Here is a 25,098-nt window from a genome sequence, read left to right as displayed (position 1 = left end):
TCTTTCACGGCGTTGTCGTCGCTGTCGCTCCCGCTCCGACGGGAGGCGACGGTGACGATGGCTCCTCATCGCCCCACTCTTCCTGCAAAGCCTTGAGCCGGGCCGTCCACTCCGCTTTCTGCCGTGTCATCTGATATTGACGCCACAGGCGAATGCCGAGCACTCCCCCTTCAAAAGTGAGCCATGCCAAAGCGGTCGCGCCCCAGCTCAAAATTGACGTCATGGGATCGGAAAGAATACCGAAAGCCGCATCCAGCGTTCCATCGGCCGACCACAACTGATGAAAAGGATGGATCAACGCGGCAAAGGCATAGGGCGCCAGAATCCGCGCCATTTCTTCACTGCGACGAAAATCAAGAATATGAAGTATCAGCACAGGCGCGAGCAGGACTCCGATCAGCAAGGCATAGCCGGGCATCCATGCCAGTGCCGCGCCACAGACCAGCCCATGCCACCACTTCATGCCCCCGATCCGGCGTGTTCCCGCTGAAGACGCACTCACAGCACCAGCTCCACACACAATGCGCCCACCATCGCCATCATGCCCACCGATGTAGCTATACGTACAATCTCAAGACGCGCACGAGGTGTTATCTCAGGCTTCCAGGTGCGCGCCTGTGCAAGTGAGGCTTCAATGCTCGCCGCTTCACGTTGCGCCGCCGTCCATTCCTGCTGATCCCGGGTAAAGGCCGCCTTATCGGACAGCAGTTCGTTCATTTTCTGAAGGTCTCCCTCACCCGCAGCAGTCGCGAGAGCTCCCCCCGGGCCGTCCGGGTTTTCCGACTGCGCCAGCGTTTCAGGGCTGCGGTCAGATGAGGAAGAAGCTGGCGGCCGACACCCGGCAACGGTCCCGTCGCCAACTGCTTTTGAAGGCGTGCAAGCAAAAGCAGGTCTGAAGTCCATGACGAGCGATCGGGCATCAGATCGTCAAAATATTCAATGACACCGCTGCGATGAACGGACGCCACCAGAAAAGCCGTCATATGTGCGTCCAGAAGAGCATTAGAGCCTTGGGGAATGGCCGAGCGTGTGGCGTTGAGCCAATGAAGAAGGGCTCCAGCGCTGGAAAGACGCTGTTCGATGCATCGTGACGACAAACAGGACTGGAAATGATTGAAGACATAGGCCAGACGCACAACGGACGTCGCATCGTCCACCTGCGCTTTTCGGGCCGCCGCCTGCATCTGCTGGCAGGCCGTATCCTGAATGGGCACTGAAGAGATTTGGCCGAACCGCGCCAGCTTTCCGCTGCGCAGAATGGTGACAATCGTCGTAGGCACATCGAAGGGAAACGCTCCGGCGCTTTCCATAGAGCTAACCACCAGTTGCCCCAAAGCATCCGGCCAGAACCACATTTTTCCCCAGAACATGGGCAATGAAGGTTCAAGAAGCGCCACAATCTCCATGAGGACGGAGTTACCCAGCACTCCGTCCTCAGCGAGAGTAATATCCTTGGCAATCGATGCTAGACGTCCGGCCGTCTGCGTCATCCCCATTTCATGCAGAAGCCAGCGTTCGACGGTCCCGCGCATGAAAAGGTCCGTAAACTCCTTGGGATGCAAGGTCGCCCGCCAAGCCAGATCTCGCGTCGTCCTCACCTTCATCGGGCCGACCTGAATTGGGATGGTCGCAACAGGAGTTTTACGTGCCACATATCCCTTGTGTGCTGCGGCATTGAGCAGATCGCGCGGCGCTGGCCGGGCTGCCGGATCATCCGCCAACATGGCCGCAAGCATCGCCTTCGCTTCGACCGAAAGGGAAAGATGGCCCGCGAGCGCTGCAAAACTTCCCTTTGCGAAGCGCTCTTCCAGATTGGCACCTACCACATCGGCAGCGTAGGACGGACATCCGCTCAGAAGCCACGCGGCGACGGCCCCCAGAGCGAACACATCATCCGCGATCGTGCCGCGCCCTCGTCCTGCAGGAAAACACAGCACGGATGACAACGGTTCGAAACGGTCAGGTTGCCAGAAGGCGGACGGTCCGGCTACGGCCGGACCAAGTCGGACAGGCAACCGCCCCCCCGGATCGAACATGTTATCGGGCCGAATGGCGCGATGCGTCAGTCCAGCTTCCTTGTAAGCATGCAAAGCGGCTGCGACTGGCTCGATCACGCGCTCAAGAACGGATTTTTCCGTCCACCCGCCCGTTTCCATCAGGGAAGGGCCGGGGGGCGCGTCACAGACGATCCAGACCGAACCGGAACTGTCATCTACCGCGTGGATTGTCAGGGTATTGGGAGCCCGAACGCGGGCGAAAGCTGCGGCGTTTTCCCGAGCCGCATGAAAGGCATCCGGGGCCAGAGCCACCAGTTCTGCTGAATGAGATATCTGGTCGCGGACGACGCACGTCTTGCAATGAGCAAGTTCGGGAGCGGCGTGCTCCGTTTCCACGACATAACGGCCACCGATGACAAGGCGTCCGGAAGTCCCGGTTGCAGACAGATCGTCCTCTGCAATGTCCTCGTCGTCGGCCATGTAACTCTTTCCCAGTTTGTGAACGGGAAAGAGTTAGCAGCCGGTGCTTAACGGACCGCTTACATCATGCAGCCCAAAGCCGGTTCAGGCGTCGAAAGGATCCTTCACCAGAATCGTGTCGTCACGCTCAGGACTTGTGGACAACAGCGTCACCGGTGCTCCCACCAGTTCCTCAATGCGGCGCACATATTTCACCGCCTGCGCCGGGAGATCGGCCCAGCTACGGGCGCCCTGAGTCGATTCGCCCCAGCCTTCCAGCGTCTCATAAACCGGCTTCACACGTGCCTGCGCCGCCGAACCTGCAGGGAAGCGACGGATCACCTCTCCATCCAGTTCATACCCCACGCACACCTTGATCTCGGCCAGACCGTCAAGAACATCCAGCTTGGTCAGCGCCAGCCCGTTGACGCCACCGACCTGCGCCGCATGCTTGACCAGCACGGCATCGAACCAGCCGCAACGACGCGGACGCCCCGTGACCGTGCCGAACTCGTGACCGCGCTCACCCAGCGTCCGGCCCGTTTCATCGAACAGTTCGGAAGGGAATGGTCCCTCACCCACGCGGGTGGTGTAGGCCTTGGCGATGCCCAGCACGAAACCCGCGGCGTTCGGCCCCATGCCCGAACCGGTCCCGGCGTTGGACGCCACGGTGTTGGAACTCGTCACGAAGGGATAGGTGCCGTGATCGACATCCAGCATGACGGCCTGCGCACCTTCGAACAGGATGCGCTTGCCGCCCTTGCGTTCCGCTTCCAGAAGATCGGCCACAGGCGCCATATAGGGCAGCACTTTCGGTGCTATGTCGATGAGGAAGGCGATAACTTCCTCCTTTGTGAACTGCTCCGCGCCCAGCCCGGCCAGCAAGGTGTTATGGTGCAGCAGCAGTTCGTCCACCTTCCAGTCCAGCGTCTCCGGCTCGGCCAGATCGCACAGACGGATCGCGCGACGCGCCACCTTGTCCTCATAGGCCGGACCGATGCCCCGTCCCGTAGTGCCGATCTTGCGGTCACCGCGCGCGGCTTCACGCGCGCGGTCCAACGCGCCATGCAGCGGCAGGATCAGAGGCACGTTTTCAGCCACTTTCAGGGTTTCGGGAGAAACCGGAAGACCTTGTGCCTGCACACGTCCGATCTCGGCCAGAAGCGCCTGCGGGTCCACCACCACGCCATTACCGATGATGCCCAGCTTGCCCCGCACCAGCCCTGAAGGCAGCAGCGAGAGTTTGTAGACCTGATCGCCCACGACAAGCGTGTGACCGGCATTGTGGCCGCCCTGAAAGCGGACCACGACATCGGCGCGGCTCGCCAGCCAATCGACGATCTTGCCTTTACCCTCGTCCCCCCACTGGGTTCCGATTACGGTGACATTGGACATGCGCAGTTTCCCCTGCGGTGAAATTCAGGCCCGGAGGCCGGAGGAGTTGGAATCAAGCGGAGACGAGCGGCACCAGCGTATCGCGTCGGGCGATGTGAGTGCAGCCAAGACGTCGCGCTTCCCGCTCAGCATCGCTCTCAGCAGCAAGCGCGGCAACCGTGATGTGCCCTTCTTCGCGCAGCCTGCGCGCCTGTGCCGCATCGGTCCCGAACGGCAGATAGACACGTGGCGCGACATGCACGGGTGGAGCCGCACGAAACACGGCGCCCGGCCGCAATGTAAGGCCGCAGGCCGGTTCGTTATCGTTGCTGCGATACCGACCGCCGCGCCCGAGTTCTTCCTGTGTGGTCAGGGAATAGACCGTCAGGCAGACGCCCGTGTGGTATTTCCAGCCACGAAACTCCACTGGATCGACGGTAATCTGAATACTTGGCAGACGCGCACGGATGGCCGCGACCGTTGCCGTCAGCCGATCACTGAACTGCCGCGCCTGTTCGGGCAGATGAACTTTCCCGAGCGCTGCCAGCGCCTGTTCGGCATCGCCTGCGGCGCTGAGCAATGCAATAAGCGTCTGGGCAATCACACCACCATGCTCGGCCACAGCCGCCGCATCCTTGCGATCCAGCGCATGCATGAGCGCCGTACGGGCGGCCGGAGTCAGACCAGCCTGCTCGATCAGGCATGGCACCAGTGGCGGCATGGTGAGATCGAAGGACAGATCCGCAACGCCCACGCGCCCAAGTGCTTCCGCCACCACGCTGACGACCTCAGCATCCGCCTCGGCGCTGTCGGGCCCCAGCAACTCGATACCCGCCTGTGCGATCTGGCGCGCGTCCTCACCCGCAATATCGTTACTCACCAGCACGACCTGCCCGGCGTAGGACAGGCGCAACGGACGAGGCGCATCGCGCAGGCGCGTCGCGGCAATACGAGCCACCTGCGGCGTGATATCGGGCCGCAACGCCATCATACGGCGCGTGTCCGGGTCCATCATCCGAAATGCCTGCTCGGCCAGAGCGGCTCCCGCCCCGCCCAGTAATGTGTCCTCAAACTCCAGAAGCGGCGGTTCCACACGCTCGTAACCGTGGCTTGCGAACACGGACAGGAGCGCCTGTGTGCCGTTAGCCTCCGTCTGGGCGTCAAGCGGAAGACGGTCGGCAAAGCCGGGCGGCAGAAGCGCCGGAGAAGGAAGCTGATCGCACGTCATGCTGCGCTCATACCATTGGCTGGAGTGCGGGTCATGTGCCGAGATGTCCTCACGACCGCAATGTCGCGCCGGTCGCCTTGGCAACGGCGGCTACGACCTTGTCGCAAGCGACTTCGATCTCCCCATCCGTCAGGCTGGCGCCTTTCGGTTGAAGCACGACTTCGACCGCGACCGATTTCTGCCCTTCCGGCAGCTTGTCGCCTTCATAAACATCGAACAACGACACATTCGCGATCAGGTTGCGTTCCGCACCCCGGGCCGCACGGAGAACATCGCCCACAGGCGTATCTTTTGCGACAACGAAAGCGAAATCGCGGCGCACCGGCTGGAAAGGCGAAAGTTCCGGGGCAGTCTTCTTGCGGCGCTTCGGCTCGGGGATACGATCGAGGAACACCTCGAACGCCACGACGGGCGCATCAAATCCGGCCTCTTTCAGCAAGGAAGGATGCAGTTCCCCGAAATTGGCCAGCACCGTCTTCGGCCCCTGACGCAAAACGCCCGAGCGGCCCGGATGATAATAGCCCGGCGCATCGGTGGTCACACTGAGAGCCTCCGGCGACACTCCCAGAGAAAGCAGCACATCCAGCGCATCGGCCTTTGCGGCCATGAAGGTCATGGGCAGTCCACCCCCACCGGGCTGGCGTGGCGTGTGGCCACTGCGCACACCTGCGGCAAGAGTGGTCTGGCTCTCCTCCCCGAAAGCCGCTCCGATCTCGAAGAGAGCGACATCCGCCCAACCCCGCGCCGCGTTACGCTGGGCTGCCGCCACAAGACTCGGCAGAGGTGTGGGACGCATCTGGTCCAGATCGGCGGCGATGGGATTGAGCAGCCGCAGCGATTCCGGCGCCTCCCCATAGCGGGCAGCGTCCTCATGCGCGATGAAAGAGAAGCCGATGGTTTCCATCAGACCGCGTGCCGCGAGCACACGGCGGGCCTTCGCCAGACGTGTACGTCCCGGTGTCAGCGCGACTCCCGGCACTGTGGAACGCAACGGCAAGGCGACGGGCGGCACCTGATCCAGCCCCTTGATCCGCAGGATTTCCTCGATCAGATCGCATTCGGGTTCGATTTCACGCACCGAGTCTTCCAGCAGCATGCAACGATCCGCTGCAATGGTGGGCGACGGATCGAGGACGACCGGCTGGGCGATGTCATTGCGCCATGAAGGCACGCTGACAGTGACAGACTCCGCATCCTGTTGTCCCACCTCGAAGCCGAGATGCCCCAGAATGTCGATGCTCTCCTTGGGGGGCACATCCAGCCCGCCAAGACCCGCCACACGAGCAAAACGCAGACGCGCCGAACGCTGCCAGTGCGGTTCCGCGCCTGCAGACACGACGTCGCTGGCCTCTCCCCCACACAGATCGATCATCATGCGTGTGGCGGCCTCCAGCGCTGCCACCGGCAACGCCTGATCCACCCCACGCTCGAAGCGATAACGGGCATCGGAGTTGATGCCCAGACGACGGCCGGTCAGGGCGATACGAATGGGATCGAACAGCGCGCATTCCACGAACACATCCGTCGTGCCGGCGGAAACCTCGGTCTCCGCCCCACCCATGATGCCTGCAATGGACTGCACACCGGCACCATCCGCAATCACGCAATCTTCGGCCGTGACGATATGGTCCTTGCCATCAAGCGTGCGGACGCTCTCCCCCCCGCCACGGCAGACCGTGAGCGTATCGCCCTTGATCCGCGCCACATCGAAGACGTGCAGCGGACGCCCGAGATCGAGACAGAACAGGTTGGTGATGTCCACCAGTGTGGAAATGGAGCGCAGCCCCACGGATTCGAGCCTGTCGCGCAGCCATTGCGGGCTGGGTCCGTTCTTCACACCGCGAATGGTGCGTCCCAGCACCCACGGGCAGGCCTCCGGCCATTCCCGCTTCCATGACACAGGCGACGGAAACGTGCCCTCCACCGTCTCGGCCAGAAACGGCTTGAGCTTACCCAGACCGGCTGCCGCCAGATCGCGCGCAATGCCGCGCACAGCCAGCGCATCGCCCCGGTTGGGGGTTATGGCGATATCGATGACCGTATCGTCCAGCCCGGCGAAATCGGCATAAGACTGACCGGGGAAGGTGTCCTCGGGCAGTTCGGCAATGCCGTTCGATTCCTCGCCAAGCCCCAGTTCACGCAGCGAGCACAGCATTCCGCCACTGGCTTCACCACGGATCTTGCCCGCCTTGATGGTGATGTCGAGCCCCGGAACATATGTCCCCGGCGGCGCGAAGATGACAGCTAGCCCCGTACGGGCGTTGGGCGCCCCGCAGACGACCTGCACGTCCTGAAACCCCGGACCGGCATCGACCTTGCACACACGCAGGCGATCCGCATTGGGATGTTGCATGGCCTCCACGATGCGGGCGGTCAGGAACGGCTCCAGCGCCTTGCCGCGCTGCTCCACGTCCTCAACCTCAAGGCCGATGCGGTTCAGCGTGGCGCAGATGTCTTCCACCGTGGCGGCGGTGTCGAGATGCTCATGCAGCCAGGATAGCGTGAACTTCATGGATCAGACTCCCTCGTGCAGCAGGGCGGGCGCGAGCGGATCGGTCCCGTAGTGACGCAACCAGCGAACATCGCTTTCATAGAAGGAACGTAGGTCGGGAATGCCGTTTTTGAGCATCGACAAGCGCTCGATGCCCATACCGAAAGCAAAGCCCTGCCACTCTTTCGGGTCCAGCCCACAATTGGCCAATACGCGCGGATGCACCATGCCCGAGCCAAGCACTTCCAGCCAGTCATCACCCCCACCGATCTCGCCGGTCTTGCGCGACCAGCCGATATCGACCTCCATCGAAGGCTCGGTAAACGGAAAGTAGGAGGCGCGAAAGCGCACCGGCAGTTCCGGCTTGCCGAAGAAGACCCGCAGGAACTCGATCAATGTCCCCTTGAGGTGGCCGAGCGTGATGCCGCGATCGACCACCAGTCCCTCGCACTGATGAAACATGGGCGAATGGGTCGCGTCGTGATCGGCGCGGTAGGTCCGGCCCGGAGCGATGATGCGGATCGGCGGCTCCTGCCCCAGCATCGTGCGGATCTGCACGCCCGAGGTCTGGGTGCGCAGCACACGCGCCCCCTCGCCTTCTTTGGACGGAAGATAGAACGTGTCGTGGTCGGTGCGGGCGGAATGGTGTTCGGGCGTATTGAGCGCGGAAAAGTTGTGCCAGTCCGTTTCAATGTCGGGCCCTTCGGCCACGGTAAAACCCATCGCGCCGAAGATGGCCGTGATTTCCTCCACCGCCTGACTGACGGGATGGATGCCGCCACGCGGTGTCTCGACAACAGGCAGAGTCACATCCACGCGCTCAGCGATCAGCCGCGCGTCAAGCGCTGCGGCTTCGATCTCACGTCCGCGCTCTTCAATGGCGCGGGTCAGTTCATCGCGCAGGCGGTTGAGCTGCGCGCCACGGGTCTTGCGCTCTTCGGCGTCCATGCGCCCAAGCTGTTTGAGCAGTCCCGTCAGCCGCCCCGATTTACCGAGAAAGGCCACCCGGATCGCGTCCCAGCCACGCTGGTCCTGCGCCTCGGCAAGAGCCGCCAGGCACTCCGTACGGAGCGTATCGACATCGTCGCTCATGTGACCTCATCCACGTCTGATGCCTCCGGGGTGCGGGAGGCGGGGCCGTCTGCCAAGGGCGGATAGCCGCTTCACGGGCGCGAGAAAACCCCCACGTCCAAATCCCGGCACACACCTGATGCGGACACAGCCACCATCGCCCGCGTGGAGACAAGGTATTCTTCGCCCCATTCCGGCCCACCCGGGACCGGATCGCACGACTCTCATTCCTGCCTTCAATTCCTTTTCAGCACGAGATGAAATGATCCTTTTTCTTTCACGCATGTCCGGCCGAACCGGCGTGACGGGTGGCTTTTCCACCCGATGTCTCCTCGCCATGGGGCTGACCTCGGCCCTGCTCCTCACCTCAGCGCCCGCTCAGGCCGGCAGTTCGTTCCAGACCAATCAGATCGACGGAAGCACCACGGTTTCCGGCACGGGTGAAACCCTTGCCCAGTTGGTGAGCGCAATCCAGTCGAACACGACCGCCATCAATTCGGTCACGTCCTCGGTCAACAACGCCTATCTGCTTGCCGTCGGCGCCATCCAGTCCTCGCTGCTCGGCACGTCAGGCGGCGTGGCGGTGCTGGATTCCACCGGCGCCATGACTTCTCCCCTCTCCACGACGACCGCCACCGCGAGCGACTACGCCACCATCGGGTGGAACGCCGACCAGACATGGACTGTCAATTCCGGCACCGGCACGCAGTACGCCAATCCGAAAATCGCTTTTAATCACCCTTGGACAATGGGGTATGACTCATCGGGCAATGCCCAGACCGATGACTACATGCCGCCCACTCATCTACGGCTCGGCGGATCGCAGGAATTCGACGGTGTACCGCTCTTTGTTCACAACGTGCCTTACAGCGAAGGCAATATGGGTATCGTCGAAGGCGTCTTTCTGCAGTCCGAGAATATGCGTGGCTCCATCGCGGGTGTCGGCCCGGGCGGAGCGGATGCCGTAACGACCTATGACAACTACGATGTCGTCGCCCGTTATACCTTCGCCGGCCCCAGTTCGCCCATTTTCACCGCCACCGGCAGCGCCGTCACAGCGCCTGATGGCCAGACTCATATTCCGGTATTTTACAGTTGGGGGGCCACCTTCGCCAACCCGTTGCCTCAGGCATGGTCGGACTGGATCAAAAGCCACCCTCATACCCGCATGATTACCAACGAGATTGGCGTGGCCCCGTCTTCTCACAAGAACGCCACCTATGTCGGCATGCTGACTGGCTACGCAATGGACGACAATGGTCTCGTAAAGACCGTAACGACCGATGGCTGGCGTATTTTCGACCAAGCCAACATCAGTGGCGCTTCCACCACCAACGAGATCCCTGGAACATCGTCCATGGACGGAACGACACCAGCTATCGACACCGTGTGGTCCGATTTTGGTGATCCCGCCATCATGTTCGGCGCCTACACCAAAGCCTTCGACGCCAATACCATCTGTTACATGCCCGGCCCTACGCCACACGCCACACCCGGCGACATCAACGATCCGACCGGCAAGATAAACAACCAGCTCCGCGCGTGTGAAGGGATCGAATACGATCTATGGGATGACGACACCACGGGCGAAGCGGGCGTCATGCACGGTATCACCGTCGCCTACAGTGGCACCACATCTCCCGCCGCAGACAGCTTCGACATGGCGCTTGCCGGAGGCAACGCCAATATGATCCTGCTTGAAGGCGAATGGTATTCGATGAATATCGGCTCCCGCTCCTTTTCCTCGGCGGGATATGGTGGCCCTGACTATGCCGCTGATTCGAAGAAAGTCGTGGCCGACTTCGGACAGTCCAATCGTCCCGGCTGGGATGCCGATGCGGCGTCTCCCGCCTATTCCCACAACATGCGCGTGACGATCTGGAACACGCGCAATCAAGACGACACCAGCAACCAGAACGATTACAATGATATCACCACAAGCGTTGGCGTGCAGGTGGATGGTCACGGCGATGTCCACCAACTCAGCATGGATGGCACAGTGCAGGAACACATGGAGTTCAATCCTGCCAGTTTCCCCAACGGGATTGCCCTGTGCGGTTATTACGGCTGTGGGTTTGCCGTAAACATCTATGGGACGCCAGAGTTCACCGATAACGCCGTGATGCATGCGGGCAAGTCTCTTATGCTTGAGGACCCTAACGACACACTTCGCGGCTATATCTATGGAAACGCGGACGGGACCACTCACGTCCTCGGTGCGGCGGGCCTGACCAAGGACGCCCTTACCGTTGACGGTGGCCTCAAAATGAATGGCGCCATCACCAATCTAAGCTCCACCTACGCCTCCCTGCCCACCTCCGGGAGCGCCACAGGCGCCCAGATTTACTGCACGGACTGCTATGCCTCCGCCGGTTCCTCTGCCCACAAGGGCATTCCCGTGTGGTGGAACGGCACGGCATGGACCGACGCACTCGGAATAACGGCCCTGCACTGACAGGAATAGTTTGTCTGCGGGATATGACGCTTCATTTGGCAGAGACTTCAACAAGGCGCATAGTGCCGACCTACGGGCGGAAACCCCGCCCGTAGGCACCCTGCCCATTTGGACAGGTGGCCTACCCGCCGTTCCGCAGAGCCATTGCCCGCCCGGCACAGCTTCCCGGAAACGGTGAAGCCCGAACCATGCCGCGGCCCGCTGGCGCTCCGCCAAGACCCCGGCGCTACAGGAGCCGCCTTCATGACCGTCGGTCGTTTTCCGCTGACCCGCCTGCGTCGCAATCGCTTCGATCGCTCCACGCGCAGGCTGGTGGGTGAGAATGTGCTCACCACTGATGACCTGATCTGGCCGATCTTCGTCATGGAGGGCACCAACAACGTGACCGAAGTGGAGTCGATGCCCGGCGTGAAGCGCGTCACGCTCGATCGCCTCGCCGCTCACGTCGAACCCGCCGCAAAGCTCGACATTCCGGCGTTGGCCATCTTTCCCGTCACCCCGTCCGAGGTGCGTGACGAAAAGGGTACCGAAGCTCTCAATCCCGACAATCTGATGTGCCGCGCCGCCCGCGTGCTCAAGAAAGAGTTCCCCGATATGGGACTCATTGGAGACGTGGCGCTCGATCCCTACACAAGCCACGGCCATGACGGGATCATTCGTGACGGTTACGTGGTGAATGACGAGTCCGTGGCGATCCTCACCCGGCAGGCCACCAATCAGGCGGCTGCCGGCATCGACATCATCGCCCCTTCCGACATGATGGACGGACGCATCGAGACCATGCGGCGCGATCTGGACGAGAACGGCCTCGTCAACACACGCATCATGTCCTACGCCGCCAAATACGCCAGCGCCTTCTACGGCCCCTTCCGTGACGCACTCGGCTCAGGCGGTCTGCTCAAGGGCGACAAAAAGACCTACCAGATGGATCCGGCCAACTCGGACGAGGCGCTGCGCGAAGTCGAGAGCGACCTGCTCGAAGGCGCGGACATGGTCATGGTCAAGCCGGGCATGCCTTATCTCGACATCATCTGGCGCGTGCGTGAAACATTCGCCGTGCCGACCTTCGCCTATCAGGTGTCGGGCGAATACGCGATGCTGATGGCCGCCATCCGCAATGGCTGGCTGGACCATGAACGCGCGGTCATGGAAAGCCTGCTCGCCTTCAAGCGCGCGGGGGCGAACGGCATCCTGACCTACTTCGCCGTGGAAGCCGCCGAGCGCCTCAGAAAAGGCTGACACGCCCCACAGGAAACGTCTTCGTTGACGGAGGCGTTTCCTCTTCGGCATCATCTCTCTTCCCGGTCGGCTCGCTCATCCAACCGCAGGAAGGGAGGCGCTACGAGACGATGACGTTTTCATCCCGCCACCCCCAGTTTTTCTACACCACGGCCCCTCTGCCCTGCCCCTATCTGCCGGACAGAGTGGAGCGCAAGGTCGTCACCGACCTCACCGGCCCGAACGCGGAAGCCCTGCACGACCGACTCTCGCGTGCTGGCTTCCGGCGTAGCCACATGATCGCCTATGCCCCCGTGTGCAGCGGATGCAACGCCTGCGTGCCCATCCGCCTGCCCGTGGAGCGCTTCCAGCGCACCCGCACCCAGCGGCGCACATGGAACATGAACGTGGATCTCGAAGGCTTTGAGGTGCCGCCCCGTGCCACCCCAGAACAGTTCGATCTCTTCCAGCGCTATCAGGCCACGCGCCACGCGGAAGGCGACATGGCCAGCATGAGTTTTGCCGATTACCGCTCGATGGTGGAGGACACCCCCATCGACACCTGCATGATCGAGTTCCGCAATCCGCACGGGGAACTGCTCATCACCTCGCTGGTGGATCGGGTGAGTGACGGCCTGTCCGCCGTCTACAGTTTCTATGAACCCGACCTGCCGAACCGCTCGCTGGGCAGTTTCTCCATCATGTGGCTCGTTGAACATGCGCGCACACTTAGCCTGCCCTATGTCTATCTGGGCTACTGGATAGCGCGCAGCCCCAAGATGGCTTACAAATCAGGCTTCCATCCCGCCGAAATCCTCGCCGGTGGAGTATGGCGCGATCTCGACGCATGCGATCTACCGCCTGCGTGACAGGATTTGTTCGCGCCCCTAGAATGACATTACTGCCCGTGAACCTACGGCCCCGGAGGCACGACCATGCGCATACTTCTCGTTGAGGACGACCCGACCGTTCGCAGCTTCGTCGCCAAGGGTCTCACGGAGACAGGCCATCTCGTGGAACAGGCCGACAACGGCAAGGATGGTCTCTTTCTTGCCGTAAGCGAGAAGTTCGACGTCATCATTCTTGACCGGATGCTGCCCGGCGGCATCGACGGACTGCGTATTCTCGAAACCCTTCGCGCCCAACACAACGCCACGCCCGTGCTCGTTCTCTCCGCGCTGGGTGACGTGGACGATCGCGTGGCGGGACTGAAAGCCGGCAGTGACGATTACCTGACCAAACCCTTCGCCTTCTCCGAACTGCTGGCCCGCGTGGAAGCGCTCGGACGTCGTAGCCGCAACGAAACGGTACCACAGACACGGCTCGAAGTGGGTGGGCTGGAAATGGACCTGCTCTCGCGCGCCGTGAAGCGGGAGGGACAGAAAATCGACCTCCAGCCGCGCGAGTTTCGCCTGCTGGAGTTTCTGATGCGCCACGCCGGACAGGTGGTAACGCGCACGATGCTGCTCGAAGGCGTATGGGACTACCATTTCGATCCGCAGACCAACGTCATCGATGTTCATGTCTCGCGCCTGCGCCAGAAAGTGGACAAGCCGTTCGACAAGCCCATGATCCACACGGTCCGCAACGCCGGTTACATGCTGAGCGCCGACTGACCGGCCACCGCGCCCGATGACCGATCCGACTCCACCGTCCGATGGGCACAGGCGCTCGCGCCGCCGCTTCTCCCTTGCGGCCCTGCGCCATCACATCGGCGGCCTGCGCTCAGCCGGGGTGCGGTTCGCGCTGGGCTACGCCGTGCTCTTCTGGGTGTCGGCCGTTCTGTTCCTGTCCGTCATCTGGTGGGGCACTGCCGAACTGATTGAGCGACAGGTGGAAGCCTCCGTCGCCGCCGATGCTCGCGCCCTGTCCGAACGCTGGACCGATGGCGGCCTATCCGCCCTCGCGCTGACCATCGAAGACCGGCTGGAAGACAACGTGGACGATGACGCGCTCTATCTGCTCGTCGATCGCAACGGTGTCCGCGTCGCCGGCAATCTGCCCTCATGGCCCGAAGCCGTCGCCATGAGCAATGTGTGGTACCAGCTCACCATCCGCCGCGCCGGTGTGCGCGGCATTGCGGAAGTGCAGGGTTTTGACCTCCCGCGTGGCTACCGTCTCCTCGTCGGGCGCGACGTGCGCGACCGTACTGCCCTGCGTCATCTGCTCACCGACACACTGCTCTGGGCATGGGTCGTCATCACGGCGCTCGCACTCCTCGGCGCACTGCTGGTGCGCAAGATGTTTCGACGCATGGTCTCCTCCATCGCACGCACCACCTCGGCCATCGCTCACGGCGACATGCACCGCCGCATGCCCCTGTCCGGACGCGGCGACGAACTGGATGAGGTGAGCGAGGCGATCAACGAGATGCTCGACCGCATCGCGCGGCTGATGGACGGCGTGAAGCAGGTCTCCAACGCCATCGCGCACGATCTGCGCACTCCCATCACGCGCGCCCGCGCCCAACTCGAATACGCGGCTCTCCATGCTCATGACGAAGGCACGCTGCGCGCCGCCATCGAAGAAGGCGTGAACGATCTGGACAACATCACCGCTGTTTTCGAGGCGCTCCTGCGCATCGCCCAGATCGAGGCCGGCGCGCGACGTTCCGCCTTCGCCACCTTCGATCTCGTGCCTGTCCTGCAAGACATCGTGGAGTTGTATGAACCCCTGGCGGACGAGCAGGACATCCGTCTGGTGCCCCGCCTGCCCGAGCAGGTGAAATTCTACGGAGACCGCTCGATGATCCAGCAGGCGGTTTCGAACCTGATCGACAACGCCCTCAAGTTTTCCCCTCAGGGAGGAGAGGTGACCATCGCCATCGCGACCGGACCGGATCTCCTCCATGAAGACCGTCCCGATGCGCGCGTCGCGACCATCACCGTGAGCGATGAAGGAATTGGCATGAGTGAAGCGGACATCGAACGCGCGTCCGAACGCTTCTTCCGGGCCAATGCGGCACGCAATACGCCCGGTTCCGGCCTCGGTCTCTCGCTGGTGCAGGCCATCGTGCAGTTGCATGGTGGCACGCTGCGCTACATTCGGCGCGAACCGGGCCTGTCCGTACGCATGACTCTGCCGCTTCCCCAAGAAGCCAGCAAAAACGAGGTGGCTGACATGACGCAGGATTCACCCACATCTCATGCTCACGACAAAGAAACCTGATATGATATAAATCATGAGACACATGCCCCTCCCGGTCGTGCTGCCGATCCTTGCCATCGGACTTTGCGGTGCCGCCGCCGCGGCCCATGCTCAGGATGATGCAACATCGGCCCGGCAGCTCTTCTCGCGGGAACCGACGGGCCTGAGGGGGACTCTGCGTGCCCAGACCGTTTCCGTCGAGGTGCCGGAGGCCACAGGGGCAGAGGCTTCAAAGGCCGATCACTCGCTGGTTGTCACCTCCGACAGCCGTGACTACTGTCGGCGCCTTGTCCGGGCAATCGAAGCGCATGACGACGGTCAGCATCGGTCTGTCGGCACGCTGAGGGAAGAAGGGCAGACCCTGTGCAGCGAGGGTCACATCCGGCTGGGCGTGTCCCGGTTGCGTGAAGCCCTTGCCATTCTCAAAGGCCGAAATCATCCATGAAAATCATACATTCGCGTCTGTGCGGCTTGCTTGCGATGCTCGCTGCCAGCGCGCCGCTGCCCGCTCTCGCGCAACAGGCGGATCGTGACGCCTCCACCACAAAGCTGGACGTAAGCGGCACAGGCTCGGTCGAAGCCCAGCCCGATCAGGCAACGGCCATTATGGTTGTGGAAGAAGAAAACGCCAGCGCTGCCGCAGCCCAGACGCGGGTAAACCAACGGGTGCATCAGGCAATCGAACTGGTCCGCAAGACACCGGCGCTCGATGTTCACGCCGCTTCCTACAATACGTCGCGTGAGCGGCATCCCAACAACAACGCGACAAGCTGGGTGGCCCGGCAAACACTTCGCATTCAGGGCAAAGATCTGGCCACCCTGCTCGATGTCACAGGCAAGCTCCAAGGCATGGGACTGGTTCTGGAAGGCGTGAACTGGACGCTCTCACCCGAACACACCCGCGACCTGCAACGTCAGGCCGAGAAGAAGGCGCTGGACGATATGCGTCAACGCGCCAATGACGTGGCTGGGAATCTGGGGCTGAAGGTGGTGTCCTTCGCCGAACTGTCCGTCAACGAACCGATGGTCTACCGCCCGATGGTGATGATGGCGCGCATGGCGGCGGCCAGCCCCGAGGCCACACCGGAAGAGCAGACGGTCAGCGCCAATGTCCACGCAAGCGTGATCCTCGGCCATTGAAGAAGAAGGCGTGACACTTCACCGTGTCACGCCTTTTCCAGATCAGGGCGAAACGCTGGCGCCCAGAACCTTCAAAAACTGCGCCAGCCATGCGGGATGGGCAGGCCAAGCTGGCGCGGTGACCAGTTGGTCGTCCGTCACGGCCTCCGTCACCGGAATGTCCATATAGGTGCCGCCGGCCATCTCCACCTCCGGACGGCACGCCGGATAGGCAGAGACCTTGCGGCCCTTCACCAACCCGGCCGCCGTCAAAATCTGAATACCGTGGCAGATGCAGGCAATCGGGCGGTCGGAAAACGCCTTCACGATCTCAAGCACCTTGGAATCGAGGCGCAGATATTCCGGCATGCGGCCACCCGGCACGACCAGACCGATGTAATCGTCCAGATTCAGACCATCGAAATTCGCTGTCAGGGCAAAATGATGACCCGGCTTCTCGCTGTATGTCTGGGCGCCCTCGAAATCATGAATAGCCGTGATGACCGTCTCACCCTTCTTTTTTCCCGGTGAAACCACATCGACGGTGTAACCCACCATGGTCAGCGCCTGATACGGCACCATGATCTCGTAATCTTCGACATAATCGCCCGCCAGCATCAGCAGCTTGATCTCGTCGGCCATGGTGGGTCTCCTTATCGTTCTTTCAGGCGCGGCATCAGTTCTACGAAGTTGCAAGGACGATGACGGTTATCGAGCTGGAACACGAGAATATCGTCCCATCCATCCTTCACGGCCCCTGTCGAGCCGGGCAGCGCGAAGAGATATGTGCCGCCCGCCACACCTGCCAGTGCCCGTGACTGAATCGTGGACGTGCCGATCTTCTGGTACGACAGCATCCGAAACAGTTCACCGAAGCCTTCGATGCGCTTCTCGATCACCTTCTCAAACGCTTCCGGCGTCACGTCGCGTCCAGTCACACCCGTCCCGCCGTTCGTGATGACCACATCGATTTCAGGATCGGCAATCCAGTCGAGCAACCGCGTCGTGATGCCCTCGACATCATCGCGCTCGATGGCTCGCGCAGCGACGACATGCCCGACCCCTTCGATACGCTCGACCAACGCCTGTCCCGATGTGTCGGTTTCGAGAGTGCGCGTGTCCGAAACCGTCATCACGGCGATGCGGACCGGCAGAAAAGGGCGAGAGGTATCGATGCGTGTCATAGGAGCAGCATATTCCGACCTTCGGCGATCGAAAAGCCACCATCCCGCACATGTCCCCTCCCATACCGGAGGGGACATTTCGTTTCAGATGTAATGCTCGGCCAGTGGCGCGAACCCATTGAAGCGGGTCGAGCAATAGGTTGAGACATATGCGCCTGCATTGAGCAGTTCGATACGATCGCCGGATTCCAGTGACAGAGGCAACGCGTAGGGCGAACGCTCATAGAGAATGTCCGCGCCATCGCAGGTAGGGCCAGCCAGCGCCACCGGGCCCGTCTCTTCCCCATCGCGCGCCGTGCGGATGGCATAACGGATGGCCTCGCCCTCCGTCTCGGCAAGGCCGCCGAAACGCCCGATGTCGAGATAGACCCAGCGCGGACCGTCCTCGCGGCCACGCTTGCTCACCAACACGACTTCAGCCGACACGACGCCTGCCGCACCGGCGATGAAACGTCCCGGCTCGACCAGCATCTCCGGCAAAGCGTTGCCGAAATGCTTACGCATCGCTACCGAAATGGCCTCTCCGAACGTGTCGATATCCGGCACGTCTTCACGGTAGCGAATGGGAAAACCGCCACCCAGATTGACCATGCGCAGGTCCAGCCCTGCCGCGGACAGATCGCTCACAAGCGCTGCCACCCGGCTGATCGCCATCTCGTAGCTGTCCGTCTCGATCTGCTGACTGCCGACATGAAAAGACAGACCGTAGGGATCGAGACCCAGATCACGGGCACGCAGCATCAGTTCGCGCGCGCTTTCCACCGTGGTGCCAAATTTGCGCGACAGCGGCCATTCCGCGCCATAATTGTCCACCAGAAGGCGGCAATACACTCGCGAACCCGGCGCATGACGGGCGATCTTGTCCAGCTCTTCCTCAGAGTCGAAGACGAACAGACGCACGCCCGCCTCCCACGCGCAACGGATAGCGGATACTTTCTTGACGGTATTGCCGAACGAAATGTCTTCGCCGCGCGCACCGGCATCAAGGCACATTTCGATCTCTTCCCATGACGCTGCGTCAAATGAAGAGCCGAGCGACACGAGCCGATCCAGAATCGGACGGGCAGGATTCGCCTTTACGGCGTAATAGATACGGGCAAGCGGCAGAGCGGCCTGAAGCGCGCGATACCGCTCTTCGACAGCATCGACATCCACCACAAGACAGGGTGTAGCCGGCTGCTTCTCCGCGAGGAACTGCGAGATTTTGGGAGTCATCGCACTTGAAACCTTCTGCGCCTGCCAGAAAGGAAAAGCCATGGCAGGCTGTGTTGCGAAACGGTCTAACGGACCAGCGACCAAGACTGAATCCCGCATGGGATCCCAGTTGCCAGAACGCTTGACGTCGTTGCGTAACCTCAGTGGGCCAGTGGCACGTGCGTTGCTGCGTAGGGAGCCGCTTATGCTCCTGAAGACACACTCACGCAACAGAAAACTTTCATCGCACCGAAAAGAGTGGAATTGCAGAACCACTTTCCTTTAAGGACGGTGCATTATCACTCCATCACGCGGTCAAGACCGCGCTCCTGCCCTGTCCCTTTCCCGGACAGCGAGAGGGCCTGATGCTCCGGCATTACGCCCAGCTTGTGCAATTTGTGGCCGAAATTCCTCATGGCCCGTCCGGCGTCAGGTTCCCCCGAGACGCACCCATCGTTCCCGAGGTTCCGACCGAGATGAGCTCATCCTTGTCAAACGCCCCCACCACGCCCCCCACTCTCAATATGGAGAATGGCAAGCATGCCGACGTTTCCAAAAACGCGACTGAGCGTCGCCTGACCTCTCCCCAGCAGCTCACAGCAGCTGACTGGCGGGCTGTATGTCGCTCCACAATCGGGGCCCTCATCGCGGGACCGACGACACTGGTGGCCGCTGGCTGCGCGTTCTACGCCACGCTGGCGCTTTTCCCCGCCATCAGCACATTGATCTCGATCTATGGTCTGGCGTTCGATGTGCAGAGCGTCGGTCCGCAACTGGAAACGTTGCGCAACCTTCTGCCGCCCGCGGCCTACACCATCATTCAGGAACGGGTGCAGCAGCTTGTCTCTGTCTCCCACAGCTCCCTGACCTTCAATCTGGCCATCGCCACAACGATTGCCTTGTGGTCAGCTTCTGCGAGCATCAAATCCATTCTCTCGGCGCTCAACATTGCCTACGGAAAGACCGAGACCCGTAATTTCGTGAAGTTTCAGGCACTTGCGATGACACTGACCTTGGCCGCCACGCTGGAAGCGTGCCTCGGACTTGCGTTCATGGTCGCCGTGCCGATCCTGTTTGCCTATCTCCCGATCCTGCTGCATGTGGAACCGCCGCCGGGGTCAATGGAGTTGGCCATCCGCATGGCCGGCCTCAGCATCATGTCGGTGCTGATGGTCTTCGCTTATATGATTCTCTACCGCTTCGGCCCGTGCGGCCACCACACCGAATGGCGGTGGGTCGTGCCGGGTGCGATCACCGCCACGGTCATCTGGCTCGCCGCAGCGTCGGGTTTTTCGTATTATGTCGCCAACATCGCGAGCTACGGCTCGACCTACGGCCCTCTGGGAGCGGTCGTCGCCATCATGATGTGGTTTTTCGTCAGCGCGTGGGTGGTATTACTGGGAGCGGAATTCAACGCGGAAATCGAAGCTCTAGCCAAAGGCGTCAAACGAGAAATCCTGCACGTCTGAAGCGCGCTTCAGCGCTCCGGCGCCTCAGCCACTTCGACGGCCTCACTTTCCGTCAAAGGATGCACGCTCACATGCGCGACCCCACTGTGCAGCATGCCAAGTTGCTCCGCCGCGGCATGGGAAAGATCGATGATGCGGCCATGCGAATAAGGCCCACGGTCCCGCACCGTCACGACAACCGCTCGTCCCGTATCTTCCGACCGAACCAGCAGTCGTGAACCAAGAGGTGCCGACGGATGGGCGGCCGTAAGCTCTGTGGGATCGAAACGGTTGCCCGATGCTGTGCGCCGATGCGCGAATCGCCCGCCGTACCAACTGGCCATCCCATGCTGAACACGCCGGGTCATGGTGGCGACACCTTCGGCCCGCCGGGTAAGTGCTGCGCGAACGGATGCCGCCCATGATGTATGCGAAGAAAGCGTGGAGGAAGTATCCATCGTGCTGGTTTCAGCAGCCTGTGCCTCGACGGCGGCACCACCGCATCCCAGCATGGCAGCCACAGCGAATCCTGAAACCCACATTCTTCGCAAAAAGCTCACCCGTTCATCCCACTGCTGTTTACAGTCCCATTCATTAGACGATCATGGCAAACAAAAGGCAAATAACGGACAGAAACACTCCGTAACACCTTGCACGACTGACATCATTTCATCACACGACACTTGGAGCCATCCTCCGGTCGTGCTAACGGCCCGCCATCATGGATCTTCCGCTGATTGCCGTTCTCAACGGCCCCAACCTCAACATGCTCGGTCTGCGCCAACCGGAAGTCTACGGCACAACGACGCTCGACGATGTCGAGCAGTTGTGCGCGCAGGTGGCCGAGAAGCTGGAAGTCGGCATCGACTTCCGCCAGACCAACGGTGAGGGTGAACTGATTTCCTGGGTGCAGGAATGCCGAGGCCGGGCGCAGGGCATCATCATCAATCCCGCCGGCTATTCCCACACCTCCATCGCGCTGCTCGATGCCCTGCTGGCCGTCGATCTGCCCGTGATCGAAGTGCATATCTCCAACATTCATCGCCGCGAGTCGTTCCGACACCACTCTTATGTGTCGAAGGGCGCGCTCGGCGTGATCTGCGGTCTGGGTGTGCAGGGCTATGCCCTCGCACTTCAGGCCATGGCCGACATCATTCTCAACGAGGACACGCAATGAGCCGACTGCTCGTAGACGCAGATGCCATACGGGCACTCGCCGACATCCTGACGGACACCGGTCTGACCGAGATCGAAATCGCCGAGAAGGACAGCCGTATCCGCGTCGTGCGGGCCGTCTCCACCGCCGCCGTAGCACCCGCTCCGCAGGCTGTAGTCGCAGCCCCTGTTGCAACCCCGCCCGTGGCGGCCGCACCTGCGGACCTGTCGCGCCACCCCGGCGCCGTGAACAGTCCGATGGTCGGTGTGGCCTATCTGGCACCCGATCCATCGTCTCCGCCGTTCGTAACGGAAGGCCAGAGCGTGACTGCCGGTCAGACCCTGATGCTGATCGAGGCAATGAAGACCTTCAACCAGATCAAAGCGCCCAAAGCCGGCACCGTGAAGCAGATTCTCGTGGCCTCCGGCGATCCGGTCGAGTTCGGTCAACCTCTCGTCATTGTTGAGTGATGTTTTCCAAGATCCTCATCGCCAATCGCGGCGAAATCGCCCTGCGGGTGCTCCGCGCCTGCCGTGAAATGGGCATCCGCACCGTCGCCGTGCACTCCACGGCCGACGCGGACGCCATGCATGTGCGCCTCGCGGACGAGGCCGTATGCATCGGCCCGCCCGCAGCCCGCGAGTCCTATCTTAACGTGGCCGCGATCCTCTCCGCCGCCACCATCACCGGCGCGGAAGCCATCCATCCGGGCTATGGCTTCCTCTCCGAAAACGCGGATTTCGCCGAGACGGTGGAAGCGCACGGTCTGGCCTTCATCGGCCCAACCGCGGAACACATCCGCACCATGGGCGACAAGATTACGGCCAAGACCACGATGGAGGCTCTTGGCGTGCCGCTGGTTCCCGGATCGGACGGAGAACTCGCCAATATCGATGAGGCCCGCGAAGTCGCGGCTCGTGTGGGGTATCCCGTGCTCATCAAGGCCGCCGCCGGTGGCGGTGGTCGCGGCATGAAGGTGGCCCATAGCGAGGGCGAACTGGCGGAAGCGTGGAGCGTTGCCCGCACGGAAGCGCTGGCGGCTTTCGGTAACGACGCGGTCTATCTGGAAAAATATCTCGATCGCCCGCGTCATATCGAGCTTCAGATTCTCGGCGACATGTACGGCAATGTCGTGCATTTCGGTGAACGTGACTGCTCGCTCCAACGCCGCCACCAGAAGCTGCTGGAAGAAGCAGGCTCGCCCGTTCTCTCCGTCGAGGAACGCGACGCCATCGGTGCGACAGCCACAGCGGCCCTCTCCAAAATGGGCTACCGCAACGCGGGCACGCTGGAGTTCCTTTATCAGGACGGTCAATTCTGCTTCATTGAGATGAACACCCGTCTTCAGGTGGAACACCCCGTCACGGAAATGGTGAGCGACGTGGATCTCGTGCGCGAGCAGATCCGAATCGCTGCCGGCGAGAAACTGGGTTACGGCCAGTCCGACATCACCTTCTCCGGTCACGCGATCGAATGCCGTATCAACGCGGAAGACCCGGACACCTTCATCCCCTGCCCCGGCACCGTGGACGTGTTCCATGCGCCGGGTGGGCTCGGGGTTCGTGTCGATAGCGCGCTGTATTCGGGCTACCGCGTGCCGCCATTCTACGACAGCATGATCGCCAAACTGATCGTCCATGCTCCCACCCGTGCAGCGGCCATCGCCCGCATGCAGCGCGCACTTGATGAAATCGTGGTCGAAGGTGTGAAGACCGTCATCCCGCTCCACCGGCGCATTCTGGCCGATCCGGAATTCCAGCGAGGAGACTACACCATCCATTGGCTAGAAAACTTCACCGCACGTAACACATGAGCCACAGAGGGCGCGGATCGAACGGTCTGCGCCCTTCTTCTTTCCGGCTGTTGTCGCAAGGACGCCGCAGCGCTATTGAGCGGCGGATGACCGCCACTTCCGGCGATCTCCGGTCACGCAACCGCCGTCACATTCCCTGCGTATCGAAAGAGCTTTCCCAATGAGCCAGCCCTCCCTGCAGCCCGTGCGCCGCGCCCTTCTCTCCGTCTCGGACAAAACCGGACTGATCGAACTCGGTCGCGCGCTGGTCGCTCAGGGCGCGGAACTGCTCTCCACAGGCGGTTCAGCCAAGGCTTTGCGCGATGCCGGACTGCCGGTCACGGAAGTGTCCGATCACACAGGCTTTCCCGAAATCCTCGATGGGCGCGTCAAGACATTGGTGCCGCATATCCATGGTGGCATCCTTGGACGCCGTGATCTCCCCGCGCATGTTGCCCAGATGGAAGAGCACAAGATCGCGCCCATTGATCTGGTAGCGGTCAATCTCTACCCGTTTGAAGCCACAGTCGCCTCCGGCGCGGGTGACGAGGATTGTATCGAGAACATCGACATCGGCGGACCGGCGCTGATCCGCGCCGCTGCCAAAAATCATCCCCACGTCACGATCCTGACGGACCCGGCGCAATATGACAGCGTCATCGACGCCTTGAAGGCAGGAGGCACCACTCTGGAAGCTCGCCGCGCACTGGCAGGTGCTGCCTATGCCCGCACGGCAGCCTACGATGCCGCGATTGCAACATGGTTCGCCCAGAAACGTGGCGATCTGCTTCCCGAGCGCTTCACGCTCGCCGGTCAGCGCCGCGAAGAGCTGCGTTATGGCGAGAACCCGCACCAGAAGGCCGCCTTCTACACCGATGGCAGTACCCGTCCCGGCGTGGCCACTGCGCGTCAGATTCAGGGCAAGGCTCTTTCCTACAACAACCTCAACGACACGGACGCCGCGTTCGAGGCGGTGGCGGAATTCACCGATCCGGCTGTCGTCATCGTCAAACACGCCAACCCTTGCGGCGTGGCGACAGCCAACAGCCTTTCCTCGGCTTGGGATCACGCTTTGCGCTGCGATCCGGTCTCGGCTTTCGGAGGCATCGTGGCCCTGAACGGCACACTGGACGAGGAAACGGCGAAAAAGATCGCGACCATTTTTACGGAAGTGATCGTCGCACCCGACGCCACCAACGCCGCCAAGGCCGTCCTCGCCGCCAAGAAAAATCTGCGTCTTCTGCTCACGGGTGAACTTCCTGACCCGACCGCAGGCGGGGTGATCGTGCGCTCACTCGCCGGTGGTTTCCTCGCCCAGACCCGAGATAATGGCCGCGTCGAGGAATCCTCCCTCAAGGTCGTGACCAAACGCGCACCCACTCCAGCAGAATTGCGCGACCTGATGTTCGCCTTCCGGGTGGCCAAGCACGTCAAATCCAACGCCATCGTCTACGCCAAGGATGGCGCGACGGTGGGCATTGGCGCCGGTCAGATGAGCCGTGTGGATTCCGCACGCATCGCCGTCAGCAAGAGCGCCGAGGCCGCTCGTGCCTGCGGTCAGAGCGAGCCTCTAACGCGCGGCAGCGTCGCCGCTTCCGATGCGTTCTTCCCCTTTGCGGACGGTCTCGAAACGCTGGTCGAAGCCGGTGCCACCGCCGTCATTCAGCCCGGAGGCTCCATCCGCGACGATGAAGTGATCGCCGCCGCCGACAAGGCCGGAATCGCCATGGTCTTCACCGGTATGCGCCACTTCCGGCACTGATCC

General features: G+C 61.9%; 23 protein-coding genes. 12 read left to right on the top strand and 11 right to left on the bottom strand.

Annotated features, from left to right (window positions below; all coding sequences use genetic code 11):
• Window positions 1–4 precede the first annotated feature (4 nt).
• The 7 genes from GOB87_RS05400 to pheS all read right to left on the bottom strand — a co-directional run bounded on the left by GOB87_RS05400 (window position 5) and on the right by pheS (window position 8,641).
• Window positions 5–502 (bottom strand): hypothetical protein, encoded by a 498-nt coding sequence (locus GOB87_RS05400; protein ID WP_166313556.1) that lies wholly within the window; start codon window positions 500–502, stop codon window positions 5–7.
• Window positions 499–717: a hypothetical protein gene (locus tag GOB87_RS05395; protein WP_166313554.1), complete on the bottom strand. Its 219-nt coding sequence runs from the start codon at window positions 715–717 to the stop codon at window positions 499–501. Before GOB87_RS05395 ends, GOB87_RS05400 begins: the two co-directional genes overlap by 4 nt.
• Window positions 714–2,477, bottom strand: a complete 1,764-nt coding sequence (locus GOB87_RS05390; RefSeq protein WP_166313552.1) for a protein kinase family protein — start codon at window positions 2,475–2,477, stop codon at window positions 714–716. The genes GOB87_RS05395 and GOB87_RS05390 overlap by 4 nt, the downstream gene beginning before the upstream one ends.
• 84 nt (window positions 2,478–2,561) lie before the next feature.
• Window positions 2,562–3,851 (bottom strand): adenylosuccinate synthase, encoded by a 1,290-nt coding sequence (locus tag GOB87_RS05385; protein ID WP_166313550.1) that lies wholly within the window; start codon window positions 3,849–3,851, stop codon window positions 2,562–2,564.
• Between the two features lie 52 nt (window positions 3,852–3,903).
• Entirely contained in the window at window positions 3,904–5,058 is a 1,155-nt protein-coding gene (locus GOB87_RS05380) for an ATP phosphoribosyltransferase regulatory subunit (protein WP_166313548.1), read from the bottom strand.
• 49 nt (window positions 5,059–5,107) lie between these two features.
• On the bottom strand, window positions 5,108–7,570 hold the full coding sequence (pheT, locus tag GOB87_RS05375) for a phenylalanine--tRNA ligase subunit beta (protein ID WP_166313546.1): 2,463 nt from the start codon (window positions 7,568–7,570) through the stop codon (window positions 5,108–5,110).
• A 3-nt stretch (window positions 7,571–7,573) separates the two neighbouring features.
• Window positions 7,574–8,641, bottom strand: coding sequence for a phenylalanine--tRNA ligase subunit alpha (gene pheS, locus GOB87_RS05370; RefSeq protein ID WP_166313544.1), 1,068 nt, complete (start codon window positions 8,639–8,641; stop codon window positions 7,574–7,576).
• A gap of 262 nt (window positions 8,642–8,903) precedes the next feature.
• On the opposite strand from pheS, the gene GOB87_RS05365 reads away from it, so the two are divergent.
• The 7 genes from GOB87_RS05365 (at window position 8,904) to GOB87_RS05335 (ending at window position 16,580) form a co-directional block, all read left to right on the top strand.
• Window positions 8,904–11,075: a hypothetical protein gene (locus GOB87_RS05365; protein WP_242006175.1), complete on the top strand. Its 2,172-nt coding sequence runs from the start codon at window positions 8,904–8,906 to the stop codon at window positions 11,073–11,075.
• A 243-nt stretch (window positions 11,076–11,318) separates the two neighbouring features.
• Window positions 11,319–12,314 (top strand): porphobilinogen synthase, encoded by a 996-nt coding sequence (hemB, locus tag GOB87_RS05360; RefSeq protein ID WP_166313542.1) that lies wholly within the window; start codon window positions 11,319–11,321, stop codon window positions 12,312–12,314.
• A 110-nt stretch (window positions 12,315–12,424) separates the two neighbouring features.
• The gene (locus GOB87_RS05355) at window positions 12,425–13,162 is read left to right on the top strand and encodes an arginyltransferase (RefSeq protein ID WP_166313540.1); all 738 of its coding nucleotides are present in this window, start codon (window positions 12,425–12,427) and stop codon (window positions 13,160–13,162) included.
• 66 nt (window positions 13,163–13,228) lie between these two features.
• Entirely contained in the window at window positions 13,229–13,909 is a 681-nt protein-coding gene (locus GOB87_RS05350) for a winged helix-turn-helix domain-containing protein (protein WP_166313538.1), read from the top strand.
• Window positions 13,910–13,925: 16 nt separating this feature from the next.
• A complete protein-coding gene (locus tag GOB87_RS05345) occupies window positions 13,926–15,461 on the top strand; it encodes a sensor histidine kinase (RefSeq protein ID WP_166313536.1) in 1,536 nt (511 codons plus the stop codon).
• Window positions 15,462–15,474: 13 nt separating this feature from the next.
• A complete protein-coding gene (locus GOB87_RS05340) occupies window positions 15,475–15,885 on the top strand; it encodes a hypothetical protein (RefSeq protein ID WP_166313534.1) in 411 nt (136 codons plus the stop codon).
• On the top strand, window positions 15,882–16,580 hold the full coding sequence (locus GOB87_RS05335; protein WP_166313532.1) for an SIMPL domain-containing protein: 699 nt from the start codon (window positions 15,882–15,884) through the stop codon (window positions 16,578–16,580). Before GOB87_RS05340 ends, GOB87_RS05335 begins: the two co-directional genes overlap by 4 nt.
• Before the next feature lie 42 nt (window positions 16,581–16,622).
• On the opposite strand, the gene GOB87_RS05330 is transcribed toward GOB87_RS05335, so the two are convergent.
• The 3 genes from GOB87_RS05330 to GOB87_RS05320 form a co-directional block, all read right to left on the bottom strand.
• Entirely contained in the window at window positions 16,623–17,201 is a 579-nt protein-coding gene (locus GOB87_RS05330) for a DJ-1/PfpI family protein (protein WP_166313530.1), read from the bottom strand.
• Between the two features lie 11 nt (window positions 17,202–17,212).
• The gene (gene moaB / locus GOB87_RS05325) at window positions 17,213–17,743 is read right to left on the bottom strand and encodes a molybdenum cofactor biosynthesis protein B (RefSeq protein ID WP_166313528.1); all 531 of its coding nucleotides are present in this window, start codon (window positions 17,741–17,743) and stop codon (window positions 17,213–17,215) included.
• A gap of 84 nt (window positions 17,744–17,827) precedes the next feature.
• Window positions 17,828–18,958, bottom strand: a complete 1,131-nt coding sequence (locus tag GOB87_RS05320) for a type III PLP-dependent enzyme (RefSeq protein ID WP_166313526.1) — start codon at window positions 18,956–18,958, stop codon at window positions 17,828–17,830.
• Between the two features lie 455 nt (window positions 18,959–19,413).
• On the opposite strand from GOB87_RS05320, the gene GOB87_RS05315 reads away from it, so the two are divergent.
• Complete coding sequence (locus GOB87_RS05315; RefSeq protein WP_166313524.1) at window positions 19,414–20,406, top strand: YihY/virulence factor BrkB family protein; 993 nt, start codon at window positions 19,414–19,416, stop codon at window positions 20,404–20,406.
• A gap of 8 nt (window positions 20,407–20,414) precedes the next feature.
• On the opposite strand, the gene GOB87_RS05310 is transcribed toward GOB87_RS05315, so the two are convergent.
• On the bottom strand, window positions 20,415–20,897 hold the full coding sequence (locus GOB87_RS05310; protein WP_242006180.1) for a septal ring lytic transglycosylase RlpA family protein: 483 nt from the start codon (window positions 20,895–20,897) through the stop codon (window positions 20,415–20,417).
• A gap of 209 nt (window positions 20,898–21,106) precedes the next feature.
• On the opposite strand from GOB87_RS05310, the gene aroQ reads away from it, so the two are divergent.
• The 4 genes from aroQ to purH all read left to right on the top strand — a co-directional run bounded on the left by aroQ (window position 21,107) and on the right by purH (window position 25,095).
• On the top strand, window positions 21,107–21,562 hold the full coding sequence (gene aroQ, locus GOB87_RS05305) for a type II 3-dehydroquinate dehydratase (RefSeq protein ID WP_166313520.1): 456 nt from the start codon (window positions 21,107–21,109) through the stop codon (window positions 21,560–21,562).
• The gene (locus GOB87_RS05300) at window positions 21,559–22,011 is read left to right on the top strand and encodes an acetyl-CoA carboxylase biotin carboxyl carrier protein (protein ID WP_166313518.1); all 453 of its coding nucleotides are present in this window, start codon (window positions 21,559–21,561) and stop codon (window positions 22,009–22,011) included. Before aroQ ends, GOB87_RS05300 begins: the two co-directional genes overlap by 4 nt.
• Window positions 22,011–23,354, top strand: a complete 1,344-nt coding sequence (gene accC / locus GOB87_RS05295) for an acetyl-CoA carboxylase biotin carboxylase subunit (RefSeq protein ID WP_166313516.1) — start codon at window positions 22,011–22,013, stop codon at window positions 23,352–23,354. Before GOB87_RS05300 ends, accC begins: the two co-directional genes overlap by 1 nt.
• A 160-nt stretch (window positions 23,355–23,514) precedes the next feature.
• Window positions 23,515–25,095 carry a bifunctional phosphoribosylaminoimidazolecarboxamide formyltransferase/IMP cyclohydrolase gene (gene purH, locus GOB87_RS05290; RefSeq protein ID WP_166313514.1) on the top strand — a complete coding sequence of 527 codons (1,581 nt, stop codon included), beginning with the start codon at window positions 23,515–23,517 and terminating at the stop codon, window positions 25,093–25,095.
• The last annotated feature ends 3 nt before the right edge of the window (window positions 25,096–25,098 follow it).

This window comes from Acetobacter estunensis, assembly GCF_011516945.1.
Lineage (GTDB): Bacteria > Pseudomonadota > Alphaproteobacteria > Acetobacterales > Acetobacteraceae > Acetobacter > Acetobacter estunensis.
Note: the sequence above shows the minus strand (reverse complement) of the source record. Positions and strands in the feature narration are given on the sequence as shown.

What these genes read in the sequence shown, in the direction of transcription:
- GOB87_RS05345 (WP_166313536.1), top strand. Translation starts at nt 13,926, where the DNA reads ATGACCGATCCGACTCCACCGTCCGATGGGCACAGGCGCTCGCGCCGC.
- GOB87_RS05330 (WP_166313530.1), bottom strand. Translation starts at nt 17,201, where the DNA reads ATGGCCGACGAGATCAAGCTGCTGATGCTGGCGGGCGATTATGTCGAA.
- GOB87_RS05380 (WP_166313548.1), bottom strand. Translation starts at nt 5,058, where the DNA reads ATGACGTGCGATCAGCTTCCTTCTCCGGCGCTTCTGCCGCCCGGCTTT.
- GOB87_RS05395 (WP_166313554.1), bottom strand. Translation starts at nt 717, where the DNA reads ATGAACGAACTGCTGTCCGATAAGGCGGCCTTTACCCGGGATCAGCAG.
- aroQ (WP_166313520.1), top strand. Translation starts at nt 21,107, where the DNA reads ATGGATCTTCCGCTGATTGCCGTTCTCAACGGCCCCAACCTCAACATG.
- GOB87_RS05310 (WP_242006180.1), bottom strand. Translation starts at nt 20,897, where the DNA reads ATGCTGGGATGCGGTGGTGCCGCCGTCGAGGCACAGGCTGCTGAAACC.
- GOB87_RS05350 (WP_166313538.1), top strand. Translation starts at nt 13,229, where the DNA reads ATGCGCATACTTCTCGTTGAGGACGACCCGACCGTTCGCAGCTTCGTC.
- GOB87_RS05335 (WP_166313532.1), top strand. Translation starts at nt 15,882, where the DNA reads ATGAAAATCATACATTCGCGTCTGTGCGGCTTGCTTGCGATGCTCGCT.
- purH (WP_166313514.1), top strand. Translation starts at nt 23,515, where the DNA reads ATGAGCCAGCCCTCCCTGCAGCCCGTGCGCCGCGCCCTTCTCTCCGTC.
- GOB87_RS05320 (WP_166313526.1), bottom strand. Translation starts at nt 18,958, where the DNA reads ATGACTCCCAAAATCTCGCAGTTCCTCGCGGAGAAGCAGCCGGCTACA.
- GOB87_RS05355 (WP_166313540.1), top strand. Translation starts at nt 12,425, where the DNA reads ATGACGTTTTCATCCCGCCACCCCCAGTTTTTCTACACCACGGCCCCT.
- GOB87_RS05340 (WP_166313534.1), top strand. Translation starts at nt 15,475, where the DNA reads ATGAGACACATGCCCCTCCCGGTCGTGCTGCCGATCCTTGCCATCGGA.
- GOB87_RS05300 (WP_166313518.1), top strand. Translation starts at nt 21,559, where the DNA reads ATGAGCCGACTGCTCGTAGACGCAGATGCCATACGGGCACTCGCCGAC.
- hemB (WP_166313542.1), top strand. Translation starts at nt 11,319, where the DNA reads ATGACCGTCGGTCGTTTTCCGCTGACCCGCCTGCGTCGCAATCGCTTC.
- pheS (WP_166313544.1), bottom strand. Translation starts at nt 8,641, where the DNA reads ATGAGCGACGATGTCGATACGCTCCGTACGGAGTGCCTGGCGGCTCTT.
- GOB87_RS05385 (WP_166313550.1), bottom strand. Translation starts at nt 3,851, where the DNA reads ATGTCCAATGTCACCGTAATCGGAACCCAGTGGGGGGACGAGGGTAAA.
- moaB (WP_166313528.1), bottom strand. Translation starts at nt 17,743, where the DNA reads ATGACACGCATCGATACCTCTCGCCCTTTTCTGCCGGTCCGCATCGCC.
- pheT (WP_166313546.1), bottom strand. Translation starts at nt 7,570, where the DNA reads ATGAAGTTCACGCTATCCTGGCTGCATGAGCATCTCGACACCGCCGCC.
- GOB87_RS05315 (WP_166313524.1), top strand. Translation starts at nt 19,414, where the DNA reads ATGAGCTCATCCTTGTCAAACGCCCCCACCACGCCCCCCACTCTCAAT.
- GOB87_RS05365 (WP_242006175.1), top strand. Translation starts at nt 8,904, where the DNA reads ATGTCCGGCCGAACCGGCGTGACGGGTGGCTTTTCCACCCGATGTCTC.
- GOB87_RS05390 (WP_166313552.1), bottom strand. Translation starts at nt 2,477, where the DNA reads ATGGCCGACGACGAGGACATTGCAGAGGACGATCTGTCTGCAACCGGG.
- accC (WP_166313516.1), top strand. Translation starts at nt 22,011, where the DNA reads ATGTTTTCCAAGATCCTCATCGCCAATCGCGGCGAAATCGCCCTGCGG.